Annotated in this window: 7 protein-coding genes; all 7 read right to left on the bottom strand. The window is 36.2% G+C overall.

Features of this window, described 5'->3' with window-relative positions; all coding sequences use genetic code 11:
* Window positions 1-7: 7 nt before the first annotated feature.
* Window positions 8-1,909, bottom strand: coding sequence for a RagB/SusD family nutrient uptake outer membrane protein (locus EYD45_RS09165; RefSeq protein WP_130964243.1), 1,902 nt, complete (start codon window positions 1,907-1,909; stop codon window positions 8-10).
* 11 nt (window positions 1,910-1,920) lie between these two features.
* A complete protein-coding gene (locus EYD45_RS09160) occupies window positions 1,921-5,064 on the bottom strand; it encodes a SusC/RagA family TonB-linked outer membrane protein (RefSeq protein ID WP_165453915.1) in 3,144 nt (1,047 codons plus the stop codon).
* A 190-nt stretch (window positions 5,065-5,254) separates the two neighbouring features.
* Window positions 5,255-6,424 carry an alginate lyase family protein gene (locus EYD45_RS09155; RefSeq protein WP_130964241.1) on the bottom strand — a complete coding sequence of 390 codons (1,170 nt, stop codon included), beginning with the start codon at window positions 6,422-6,424 and terminating at the stop codon, window positions 5,255-5,257.
* A gap of 241 nt (window positions 6,425-6,665) precedes the next feature.
* The gene (locus EYD45_RS09150) at window positions 6,666-7,646 is read right to left on the bottom strand and encodes a GntR family transcriptional regulator (protein ID WP_233702599.1); all 981 of its coding nucleotides are present in this window, start codon (window positions 7,644-7,646) and stop codon (window positions 6,666-6,668) included.
* A 259-nt stretch (window positions 7,647-7,905) separates the two neighbouring features.
* Complete coding sequence (locus EYD45_RS09145; protein WP_130964239.1) at window positions 7,906-10,326, bottom strand: glycoside hydrolase family 2 protein; 2,421 nt, start codon at window positions 10,324-10,326, stop codon at window positions 7,906-7,908.
* Window positions 10,327-10,459: 133 nt separating this feature from the next.
* Window positions 10,460-11,641, bottom strand: a complete 1,182-nt coding sequence (locus tag EYD45_RS09140) for a glycoside hydrolase family 88 protein (RefSeq protein ID WP_130964238.1) — start codon at window positions 11,639-11,641, stop codon at window positions 10,460-10,462.
* Window positions 11,642-11,657: 16 nt separating this feature from the next.
* Complete coding sequence (locus EYD45_RS09135; protein WP_130964237.1) at window positions 11,658-13,169, bottom strand: RagB/SusD family nutrient uptake outer membrane protein; 1,512 nt, start codon at window positions 13,167-13,169, stop codon at window positions 11,658-11,660.
* Window positions 13,170-13,182 lie beyond the last annotated feature (13 nt).

The raw sequence follows: 13,182 nt of genomic DNA, 5'->3' as shown, positions 1-13,182 counted from the left end.
TCAGGTTCTACCAACCTGGATTTTGTGGAAAGCCTTCGTAAAACTGTGTTTGATTTGCTTCAAAAGGCATCCAATAATGCTTAGGATACTCACAAACTCTATCCACGATTACAGCTTCTTCAAAGAAGGTCCAATCTTTGTCAAAATTAAATTTTGTCTTAATCCTGTATTTATCCTCATGCGCTACACCCCAGCGGCGTATATCCACCCATCTGTGTCCTTCCCAAGATAACTCTACGGCTCTTTCACGTCTTATTTCATCTAAGAATTTATTGTTGTCTGCAACGATAGCAGGATTTACATTAGCAATTCCAGCTCTAGCTCTTAATTTGTTAATGGCCTGTTCCGCAGTCATTGAAAAAGAACCAGGTGCTGTAGTTGCACCTCTAGCCACATGGAGCGCTTCGGCATACATTAAATACACATCCGTTAACCTCATATGCATGCGGATTCCTGTAAAGTTTCTAATAATATTATTTCCTCTTTGGGAGTGGTACTGACCATCAATCTCTGGATAGAACTTCTTGAACATGTAGCCTGTCCATGAATAATTATTTCTGTCTCTATGCGCTCCACTATTTCCATTTTCATCAACTGAATATAACTTCATAGTTCTATTTACTGATGGTATTCCTGCTCTTGTACCAAGTGTGTCTCGATCTGCAAAAACCCATGCATAAAAACGAGGGTCACGATTGTCAAATGGTCTAAGGGGATTGTATGTTGGTGTGCCATATGCTCCACTTAAATCATCCTCAATAGACAATCCATTAGCCATTCCAAAATTATTATGTATATAATTATGTGTCGCACTAGTACATTGTGTCCCAGTGGACGCAATTGGTCTTGGCATACCTGTAGCCATAAAACTAAGAGTAGACCCAACATGTGATCCCGCAGAACCAGCAAATATTAACTCTTTAGCTTCTGGCACAAGCCCTGGCCATGTATTTCTTGGCGTTTCCCATAGTACTTTTTTGTAATCTTCCATGTTTTCTGCCAAATGATATTCACCAGCTTGTTCTAGCTTAAGCACCTCTGCAAAAGCATCAGCTGCCATAGCTGCTAGTTCCGTATCATATGTATACGTGTTAATCCCAGGCTGATTATTAAAAAACATTAACGGACTTGCTGCAAAAAGTAAATTTTTGCCTTGGAAAGCATAAGCAGCACCTTTTGTTAGTCTACCTGCATTATCGCCACGGGTTCTGGCGCCGTAAGGCTCATTATCCCAATTTACTGGCAATAATTCAATGGCTTTTTTGTAATCTTCATTAATAGATAAAGCCACCTCTTTGTAAGTTTCTGGACGGGGTATATCTATCGCTCCTGTAAATACTTCTTGAATATGTGGAAAACGTCCCCAAAATTTCATAATCTCATTATGAAAGAAAGCTCTGAAAAAATAGGCTTGACCAAGAATTACATTTTTTTCTGCTTGGGTTAAACCCACCATCAAATCCTCGTTGGCTAGTACTACATTGGCCTTACGAATACCCAGCATACTAGCAGTCCATACTTTTGGCCTACCTCTACCTTGCTCTTCATTGGTGCTTCCAATAGTACCATTATTTGAACCGGTTTGAAATCTATTTCTCTTGGCTAAATAATATAAGTTACCAGTAGTCCACCTATTTAGTTCTCCTCTATCTAAAATATTACTGTACTTAAAACTTTGTGTATTATAACCATCATCTCCCAGTATGTAATCTTGAAAGGACCAACCATTTGTTCCATAGTCAACCACTAAATTATACGCCTCTTCAATGAAACCTTGTGAAGTCTCAAAGGTTTCAAATACATCTGTTACATCAATTTCAGCTTCTGGAGCTATGTCCAGATAATCTTCGCAGGCAAACATAAACAGTAGCCCTAGTACTAAAACTATTTTTATTTTAAAATTTTTCATAATAATTCTTTTTAAAAATCTAAATTTAAACCGAAGTTAAATCTTGCCATAGTAGGGTAATCTCCTCTAAAACTTGAGTCAGCAGTTTGACTACTGTTAAATTCCCTATCATCTGGTAAATCTGTCCATAAGAATAGGTTATTACCATTAGCAAAAACACTAATTGCTTTAACGCCTAGTTTTTCGCAGGTTTTCTTCGGTATACTATAGTTCAAAGCTATTGCCCTTAATCTGGTTAAAGAACCATCCCAAAAGCTACGTCTTGGATCACTAGCTCCTTGATTAAAATTAAAAGTAGGCTGGGTTCGAGTACCAGTTGGGTTATCTTTAGTCCAATACCCTAATTCGTGTGCAAAAAATGTATCCGTTTGGTTACTAAATGTTCTACTGGTATAATTTCTATTTGTGTTTTGTGTACCATAGAACTGTACAGATAACCTTAAGCCTTTATATTTAGCTCCAATTGTAGCAGCCCAGTTTCGTTGTGGACGCACAGGAAAACCAAAAGGTACATTATCAAAAGCGCCATTGTATACACCGTCACCATCATAATCAACCAAATTATAGTATCCAGTTCTAATGTTACCTTGCCCATTAACTCTTGGCGTAGAACTATACAAATCATCTAAACTACCTAGAATCCCACCAGGAATAGCAGATCTTGGTTGGCCAATTGTATAACCAGCTGCTTTTTGGTAAAACGGACGTAACTCTGGATCTTCTCTATCAATCACCACATCTTTCGCCTGTGTAAAGTTAAAATTACCAAAAATGTTTATTCCGTTTCCGAAAGTATGATTAGCTCCTAGTACAATTTCGTATCCTCGTACTTCCACTTGACCTCTATTAAATGCTGGAGGACTTGCACCAAACCATTCTGGTACCGCTCTTTGAGTACTTGGAATCAGTATATTACTACGATCTTCTCCAAAGAAATCAACCTCAGCGGTTATTGAATTTTTAAACAATCCAATCTCTGCACCTATATTATACTTTATTGCAGTTTCCCATTGTAGGTTGGGGTTACCTACATTAGCCTCACTATAAAACACATATGGTGCACGTTGATTAGAGGCGTTTGGATTTATAAATGCACCTCCACCAATATTCCAAGTGGCTTGATATTCGAACCTTCTGCCACCTTGGTCATCACCAATTTCTCCATAAGACCCTCTAATTTTGAGTAAATTCACCCAATCAATGTCGCTCATAAATGCCTCGTTGGACACCGTCCAACCTGCCGCCATAGCAGGAAAAAGATCAAAACGGAATCCTGGACCATATTTTTCCGATCCGTTGTAAGCACCACTAATGTCTAAGAAATACCTCTTATCATAGTCATAAGTTACCCTTCCTACCCAATCTTCTCGATAGGTTAAAAACCCATTACCGGTACCTCGCTCTTGGCGTCTTACCAATGCCAGTCCTGTAACCGTATGCTTATCTGCGAACGTTTTACTATAGTTAACGGAGAAGTCATATAAGAAGTTACGGCGTATTGTACCATCCTGAATATTAGCAGCCCCAAGTGTCCATGGAAATGGTACAAAATCAAAATCATTTACGCCATCTGGAGACTCAATTCGCTCTTCAAAAAATTCATTATATATTCGGTATCTTACATTTTCCTGACCGTCAGCACCTGGATCTTGTAATTGTTGTCTACTTTGTGATCTATTATCTAAAGAAAGACGTCCCTGAACTCTTAGACCATCAGTAATAAAATCCAAGTTTTGTTTTAAGATAAAATCGGTATTTATTTGAAACGTATTCGTAGTACTGTATCCCGTATTTGTTAAAGTAACAATAGGATTTGTATTAGCAAATACATCATTATTATCCCTACCATAAAACCCATCTGGGAAAACAGGTATGTAAGCGTTCGGTGCCAGCTCATAAATAGCATTTGTAACCAAATTTAAATTACCTGGGGTTTGCTGTATACCGTAAAAACCTCCAAGATTTACAGAAAGCTCAGTGCTTTTTGTAATATTAAAATCTATATTACTACGAAAGTTAAACCTATCATAACTAAATTCACTTTCATAGCCTTTACCATTGTCGAAACTCTTACCGTCAAAAATATCAGATGTTTTTTGGTATGCTAAACTTGCAAAATACTTTGCGTTATCACCCCCTCCACGAACTGATAAATTTACACGATAATCTTGCGCAAAATCTTTTAAAAGTGTTTCTCTCCAATCTACATTAGGATAAATAAAGCTTTCCTGCTCGTTTGCTGGATTACGAAACCTTTCCGCTATAGCTAATGGCCGATAGAAACCCCAAGATGCTTCATCCTGAGCAAGTTCTCTTAATACAGACGAATTTGCTTCTAATATAGCACTGTAAGCATCTAGCTTTTCCGGTAACTTAGAGACAACCTTAACTGTTGTGTTAGCTTGTAATGATAATTGTGCTTTTCCTTTTTGACCTCTTTTTGTGGTAATTAATACAACTCCATTTGCACCCTGTACACCAAAAACCGCCGTAGCAGAAGCATCCTTAAGCACAGAAATTTTTTCAATATCATTGAAATCAATATTATCAATATCACGAGGCGCACCGTCTACAAGTATTAAAGGTTGCCCAGAACCATTCCAAGTAGCCTGACCACGAATAAAAATCTGTACATCGTTACGTCCAGGAACACCACTACCTTGTATTGTGGTAACACCAGGTAGATTTCCTTGCAGCGCTTCCTCAACATTAGTGATACCCATAGTTAGTTCTTGAAGATCCTCACCCTTTACCTGGGTAATAGCACCTACAACACTCTCTTTTTTCTGAACACCATAACCAATAACGACTACTTCGTCCAATCCTTCAACATCTTCTTCTAATGCTACATTAACCGAAGTTTGACCTGCAACACTTACTTCCTTTGTTTTATAGCCAATATAAGAGAAAACCAATATTTTACCTCCTTCACGTAAAGTAATACTGTAGTTCCCATCAAAATCAGTAACTGCACCATTGGTAGTCCCTTTCTGCAGAACATTCACCCCTGGTATAGGAAATCCATCAGGCCCAGAGACTGTTCCCGAAATCCTTTCTTGAGCTTGAACACTAATACTTGTAAAACTGGAAAAGACCATGATAAGCATTAGCACAAACCCAAAGACAGGAAATTGTCTTCTAAATTTTTGTTTCATTTTGAGTTTAAGTTTTAACATAAAAATTGTTTTTATTTAGCCGGTCATATATTTAATTATCTGCCAAAAACATTTGTCTTAAATATATGTTAACAATTTTACAACATAATAGCAATTTAACTATCCTGCACTATACTGTATTGCTCTTTTTTTTAATAAAAAAACAGGAATTAGAATACACTTCTATAATTTATTCTTTAACCCATAGTAACGGATACCTAATTGGCATATTTCTTACGATTTCAGGATTATTAGGTATCTGGGGGAGAACTGCCCATGTTTCTATATAATTATTTTGTTGAAACTGCAACCCTGCAAAAAGGAGTGACGGTTGTTTTGTAGGCCATTCGTCCCAGTGCATTACGTCTTTTTTAAAAGGCCAAGTATTTTTATCGTTTAAATAAGGATATAAAAACTGCATACCAAGTTTCAAGCTTTTACCATCTTTAGTTACATATTTAAAAATATTCTCTTCTTTTGAGGTTAGGAGTTGAGCTAATCCAGTCATGGCGTCTAGATTAAAAATGGAATACCCGTATGGCTTAGTTCTAGCCAATTCTTTTGGGAAACTACCATCCTTCGCCATTTGCTCTGGTAGAAGTGTTTTTTTGAATAGATTCTTACAAAATAACATTTGCTCCTTATTTCCAACTAAACGTGCAAACGCAGCAACTTGCATCGCCCAACAGGTGCTATGATTGTTTCCATTATCACGTTCCTTAATACCATATTCATGTGTAGTAAGCCAATTTAGGTATTTAGAAAACCAATCCTTAATGGCAATTATATCTTCCTTATTATATATATAGGAGTCTTCAATAACTTCCACCGCCAATGACACCTCTATTAAGTGAATGGTATCAATAATGCCAATACCCCTTCCAGTAACTCTGCCTTTAATAGCTTGCGCGTAAAGTAAATGTGGATTCATTTTGGTGCCGTCATCAACAAACCAAGCCTTTAGATGTGGCATCAGATTTTGTAGATAAACATCATCTTTTGTAATAAGGTATGCAGATGCCAAAGCTCCAGATATTTGACTTAACCGAATCATGGAGCGCCTATGAGCTACAAAATTATCTGGATTTGACAATCCATCTTTACGTATATAAGGTCCATTAGGGTCTTCTGGGTTTGGCCACCAATAATCACCTTCAGAATAAAAATCATGCTTGGTGCCAGCGCTTCGCTTTGATGTATGCGCTGTGACTGTAATGGGCTCTAAATCCAAGAATTTCTCAGCATCATTTAGCACTTTATCTTTTACTAGGGTTTCAACTATATCAAAATGAGTTTTGGGCGAGTTGGAGCATGAAACTAGCAACATTAAGAAAAGGAGAATAAAGTACTTGCTTTTCATATTTAGGATATTGTTAGATAAATTCCATTGAAACTTTGTTAATGCAATTTAGTTATTATCTTTTATCTTTTGCATGTCTTCTTAATTCTATTGGTGCTTGCTGGTTATATCCTTCTAAAATAATTTCACCTAAGGTTGGTGCACCATAAGTTATTTGAGCTTTCAAATTAAATATTGAAAACGATAAACACTTTTTTTTGTTAGCAAGAAAACAGTGTGGTTAAGTTTTATTTTCACACTTTTACAAAGAGTCTCTCAAAATAAGTTTGGTCTCTAAAAACTTTCGAACGGCAGTGTCTTTGGATACAAATTCCGCAGCTATTGCTCCAAACTCCTTAAAGTCAACTGAAACTACAGAAATTCCCTTAAAAGTAAATCTTTTTATTGGTGTTTCATTGTAGGATAGCAAGCCTACATCTTTACCCAACTCAAAATTGTTGGCAATACATTGATCGAGCAATTCATAAAGCGTTCTGTCATTAACAGTAATATATGCTATATTTTTTTCAACCTTAAACTCTTTGGAGTTTTTTAATACCTTAAACTCAAAACTATTCTTCTCGCAAAACTTTTTAAAATATTTTACACTTTCCCAAGGATGAAAGGTGTATTCAGGGTAAACAAAATGAATCCCTTTGTATTTTTTAAATAAATGCGAAGCCTCTTCTAAGCAATTATAGAATCCTCTCCCAAAGTCTTGCAAAAGATAATTTTTCGTCTTTTTTGTACCCAAATCCCAATCAATTAATAGAAGCTTGTCATTATTAATTTTTGAAATGGCCTTCTTGACCTTAGGATGATCAAAACCCATTATAATATACTTATAGTATTCGCCACTCTCCGTATTAAGCATTGACTTAAAGCTTTTTACATTGAAATGGTGGAATTGCAAATCAACAATCACGTTTTTTGGTAAATTTTGCATAAAGGAATGGTACAAAACTTCTTTATAAGCCTTAAAGGTACTGATGAGTAAAAGGACTTTAATTTTATTGTCTGCAATATAATAGCCTTTGTGAGGAGTAGATTTAATGAATCCTTCTTGTTTTAAAAGGGTGTATGCTTTAAAAACGGTATCTCTGGACAGCTTATAATTTCTGCTAAACTCATTTATTGAAGGAATGCTATCACCTGATTTAAAAGCATTGGATTCTATAGATTCCTTAAATGCATTAAATACTCTTTTGTATTTTGGAACATCGTTTTCGTCTATATTCTTCAAATTTATCGTAGCGTTTAACATAAATACAAAAAAACCTTAATGCAGATTAAGCAATTAATAAAGATAAAGAGGAAAACTAAATACCTATTAAGAAATTCCAAAAGCTCAGTTTCCCTCCAAAAATTAAATTAAGTAAAATTGCTTAAAGAAACTATCCTGTACTGTCCGCTACGATATGGCTGTGCTCTATAAAGTATTCGTAGCGAAAGTTGCCAAATGTAAAACGCTTGTGTTTTTCGAATTTTTAAATACTGAAGAATTAATCAATATTTAGATAAGTACCTTTAAAGCTTTGATTGAGCACCATCACCTGTAGCAATTCATCTTCTGAAAACCGCTTGACCTCAATTGATGCTTTTCCATTTGCCATCTCTATAACTTCACTCCCTGTTGGGGTACCTTGACTAATTATGGCCTCTCCCCCATTTAAGCATTGAAAATATACGCGCTCTTCATAATCCAAACATCGCAAGCCCTTATTATCTATTGCTTTAGCGGTAATTAAATAATTGCCATTGTCTAGCTTTTTATGTTCTAGTTTTAAGCTTCTAGCTTTACCGTTTTTGGTAAACCTGTAATTGATTTTTAACTCATCTTTCACTTTTTTACCATCTTCAGTGCTACCAACAGAGGTTAAAATATTTTCGCCTTCTTTAAAACTAACAGTCCAATTTAAACCAGCAGCAGGAAAATCTCTTGTGTTTCGCTTTTTTGCTCCTAAACTTTTTCCGTTTAAAATAAGTTCTACTTCGGGGCAGTTACTATACACACTTATATCTCTTGGTTTTCCTTTTGGCCCTTGGCGCTCTGTCCACGTATGCGATTCTATATATGTGAATGGTTCATCGCTCCAATAACTCTTAAACACATAAAACGCATCTTTTGGTTTTCCCGTTCTATCTACCAGCCCTTTTTGATTCATGTAAGGAATAGCATTTTCTGGACGTAATGGCGTGCCAAAGTCTTTAAATGCCCATTGCACATTTCCAACAAAGGTTGAATCGTTTTCTGAAATACGTAAATGCCAATCAAATAAGTCCACAATATAATTTTCACTCCAATCTCCTATTTGGGCAATATTTGCCACATCGGTTTGTACAATGGCTTCTTCCCATCCATCTGACTGAATTTTACCCTCACCAGTGATCGGGTTTTCTGTATGTCGTCCTACATGGCTTGATCCACCGTATTCGGCATGTAAAAAATGCGGATATTCTGCTTTGTATTGATCTATAGCCTTTTGGTAGCTTTTATAACTCCCAGAATACCAGCCAGACCATATTGATGGCGAAAATACATCAACAATATCTGCACCTTCATAATATTTTCTTATTGCTGTCTTCCTTGAAGGGTCAAGTTCATGCGCATAATCGTTTAATTCTTTTAAAAACTCGTTTATTTTCTCTCTGTCGTCCCCATTTTCAAAATCTGGCAACCAATAGATTTCATTACCCAATGACCATAAAATGATACTTGGGTGATTAAAGTTTTGGTTGATGATTTCTTTTAACATAGTTTTCGTGTTTTCTTTCCAGATTGCATTACCTAATCCTCCACGACACCATGGTAATTCGTCCCATACCAACAGCCCCAACTCATCGCAAGCCTTGTAAACTTCCGGATCTTGAGGGTAATGTGCCAAACGAACAAAATTAGCACCCATATCCTTTATCAGCTCCATATCAGCTCTATGTTGCTCATTGGACATTGCCGCCCCTACTCGGGCATGCTCTTCATGTCTGTGCGTTCCCCTAAGCAAAAGACGTTCACCATTTAAATAAAATGCACCATGGTCTTTAAACTCGAACCATCTAAAACCTACTTTTTCAGATAATTTATCTTTGACGATATCCCCATCAACTAACTCAATATTGAGGGTATATAAGTTTGGTGCAGATGTATGCCAGAGTTCTGGCTTGTTAATATCTTTGAATGTAACATTTGCGATTTCGTTTCTTATATCAAAACTTGAAGTCCTTACTATTTCTCCTTTAGGATTTAAAAGTGAAGCTTTAATTTTTAATTCAGAAGCTTCTTCTATACCACTAATAATCACTTCAGCCTGTAATTCGGCATTATTTTTAGATACTTGCGGTGTAGTAATCTTTACATGCGATACATGCTGCTTTGGCAAAGTTTCTAACCAAACGTCTCTTGTAATACCTCCAAAAATAAAAAAGTCGCTTTTTTGAGAAGGGATAACCTCTGGATTGTAGCTGTTATCTACGCGAACCAAAATTTCATTCTCTCCATCAGAAACAGCATCTGTAATATCTACCCTAAAACCTATATATCCTCCTGTATGACCGCCAAGTTTTTTTCCATTAACATAAACTTCGCTTTCAATATTTACACCTTCAAAATACAATACATATTTCTTGTTTTTAGCTGTAGCGTCAATGGTTAAATCTTTCTTATACCAGCTTGCGCTTCTTCTGTAGCCTGGTGTAATATCTGTGGCATCCAATGCATTCCAACTGTGCGGTAAATTAATCTGCTCCCAATTACTTTGGGATAATGCATCATTTAAAGAAGTCGCACTATTCTCAAGGTACAACCAATTCTCGTTAATGTTTTTTTGTGTTCTTTCAAAATCTGTTTCTGTATTTGAATTACATGAAAACATGATAATACAAATGAAAAACAGAACTAATTTAGTAACAGGAGTTTCAAATTTCATTAAGTCGGGTTTATTTGATAATACTAGTATAGCTATGCATCACATATATCAGGATAATTGATTTAAAACAGCATGCTGCAAAATACAAATTTATGCAAGGTAAGGATGAATGCGCTGCTGCTCTATCCTGAATTTAATCTATTTCCTTAAGGCGCAATAAGGTTTGTAAAAAATAGTAATCTCCGTAAACAATTGGTTCGTCCATTTCATGACGTTTGGACCAATCCCCAAAACTATGGTCCAATATAAAAGGCACCTCCAAATCTTTCGGTAAAATATAATGTTCCGTTTTTAAGCTGTTTACTACTTTTTTGCTGTAATTTAAATAGGTATCGTTTTTTGTGTACTTGTAAAGTTCCACTAAACCTGAGGCTACAATAGCTCCAGCTGAAACATCTCTTGAAACATTTGGAATATCTGGATGACTAAAATCCCAGTACGGAATTCCATCTTCAGGTAAATTTTTATGGTGTATAAAATAATCTGCGGTTGCCGTTGCACGATCTAAATACTTTTTGTCTTTTGTATAACGGTATGCCATGGTATAACCGTTTATGGCCCAACCTTGTCCTCTAGCCCAAGACGAATCATCATTTATACCCTGATGTGTCACGCGACCTCTAACCTGACCCGAGATTGTATCATAATCCAAAACATGCCAAGTACTGCCATCTGGTCTGAAATGATTTTTTAAAGTGGTATTAGCATGTTTTACTGCAATTTTATGAAATGAACTATCCCCAGAAATTTTTGTTGCTTCAAAAAGCAACTCTAAATTCATCATATTATCAATGATAACCGGAAACTGCCATCTATCTTTACCAAAGTCCCAAGAACGTATACTTCCTATATTTTCATTAAATCGTGTACTAAGGGTTTTAGCACTTTTAACAATAACATCTTTGAAATTCTGGTTGTCTTCTACAGATAAACCATTGCCAAAACTACAAAACACCTTAAACCCCATATCATGGGTTCGTCCATTAAACTTTTCCTTTTCTAAAAAGGCAGTCCACTGTTTTGCTCTTTGTTTAAAACGGCTATCACCTGTTAGCTTGTAGATTTGCCACAGATTACCAGCAAAAAAACCACTAGTCCAATCTTTAGAAGGTACTTGTTTAATCTGTTTTTTTTCTGGTGAATAACTCCTTGGAAACGCTGTAGAATCTACATCATAATTTAGAAGTTTAGTGTATCTCGCCTGTAATAAAGCATCAATATTTTCCTCTGTAGTACCTACATTATTTTTATCCTCGGACTTACATGATAAACATGTAAACCCAAGGATAAGAAATAATAAACTAACTCTAAACATTAAACTAAAGTCCTTTTTAGTAACCAGGATTCTGAGGTAATAAGTTAGAATTTCTGGCTAACTCATCTGCTGGTAACGGAAATAAGTAATCTTGATTCGGATCAAAATTTGGCTTTTCACCTTCCAATCCAGAAGCGCTAAATACTTCGGATCCCAGTCTTCTTCTTGCTATATCATACCATCTTTTGAATTCAAAAGCAAGTTCCCATTTACGATCTTCTAAAACTAAAGTTCTAAAATCATCTTGAGATAATCCAGAAACATCGGCAGGAAAACTTCCTCCATTTCTCGCTCTAGCTCTTACTCTATTTACATAACCCTCCGCTTCAGAAGAACCCGGAGACACCTCATTTAAAGCTTCAGCAGCAATCAATAACACCTCTGCATATCGCATCATGGAATGATTGTGTTGAGAAGCTCTACCATTATTATTTGCCGTTACACCTGTTGCACGCGTATATTTCGCGATATGTGGGCGATTTACTGCTCTACTATTAAAATCTCTAAAATTCGTGAACGGTTCAACATTACCATTAAAAACACCAGTAGCATCAAAACTTACTGCCTTTCTATAATCTTGATCGTTCCATGAATTATAAACCGCTAAAGAAGGCACAGCAACAGACCAGCCACCACCAATACCATATTGCTCGTCGCTTCTGATACCTGTTAAAGCTGCCTGATAATCTTGACCAGCATCACCATCTCTAAATCCATTAAAATCCAACGCAAATATTGGCTCTTTTGATGCATCAATTTTGGTTGCATCAAATAAGTCTTGATAATCTGCCTCTAAATCTAAATCATAAACACCTTCGTTATCTATAACCCCTTTTGCTTCATTATAAGCATTCTGATAATCTCCCAAGGTTAAATGCACTAAAGCCAAATATGAATGTGCTGCAGACTTTGCTGGTATAGTTCTTGAAGACTGCGTATTTGGCAACCATTGTTTTGCAAATTCTAAATCTGCAATAATATTAGCGTACACCTCTGCTGCTGAAGTCTTACTAATTGATCCAGCTGCCTCTGCGTCAGTTACAGGTGCGTCTAAATAAGGAATATCACCAAACTGTCTTACTAAATGAAAATAAGCAAACGCCCTAACAAAATAAGCCTGTGCTGTAATAGGGTTTTTTTGCTCATCTGGAGCTCCCACCAATTCTGCACCAGCTATTGCTTGGTTTGCAGCAGCAATAATTTGGTACACCCTGTTCCAATATCCAGAGATCATACCGTTATCAGTTGGCACATTAAACTCATTGTGCTCAATTCTTCGTGTTGAAGTAGTTGGATCACCAATGTCCACCATATCACTGCGCAACATAAGAGTTAAAGACATTTTTCTTCCCCAGAAGTCTTCATGGGTCATATGTCCGTAAACACCATTTACAGCTGTTTGAATATCCTTTGGGGATTGAAAAAATCCCTCAGGTGCCAATAAACCTACTGGCTCTTCTTCTAAATCTGAACATCCTACTATTGATAAGCCTATCAATAAGAATAAAAATTTGTACGTTGTTTTCATATTAATTTTTTTT

The organism is Hyunsoonleella flava (genome assembly GCF_004310325.1).
Taxonomy (GTDB): Bacteria; Bacteroidota; Bacteroidia; order Flavobacteriales; family Flavobacteriaceae; genus Jejuia; species Jejuia flava.
The sequence above is the reverse complement of the archived record's forward strand: the minus strand, read 5'-3'. Positions and strand labels throughout refer to the sequence as shown.